Raw genomic sequence first — 308 nt, 5'->3', positions numbered from 1 at the left:
ATGAAAACGACTTCCTTTGGAAACAGGGCATTCTGTTCTTCGATAAAGTACCACTGTCCGAGATCGCGAAGAAAATAGAATGGCACTATGATACAATTCGGCAGCCAGCGAAGCATCTAAAGACACCTTTTCGCCAAAGCTTTTCGTAAATCCCACAAAACCATTCCATGTACGTGTCATGGCGAGGTCGGTAGCGCAGTAGAACCAGTAGGCGCCGCGTGCATCGGCATGATCAAAGGGAGTGATATAGAATTCCAGCTTTAGCTTGCCGGGTTCTCCTTCTTTGAATGTATATTGATAGGCATAAT

Annotated in this window: 1 pseudogene; it reads right to left on the bottom strand. The window is 45.5% G+C overall.

Annotated elements, in window-relative coordinates:
• Nucleotides 1-308, bottom strand: a pseudogene (locus D0T87_RS24045) (hypothetical protein); the annotation flags it as partial.

Source organism: Bacteroides sp. 51, from assembly GCF_010500965.1.
Classification (GTDB): Bacteria; Bacteroidota; Bacteroidia; order Bacteroidales; family Bacteroidaceae; genus Bacteroides.
The sequence above is the reverse complement of the archived record's forward strand: the minus strand, read 5'-3'. Positions and strand labels throughout refer to the sequence as shown.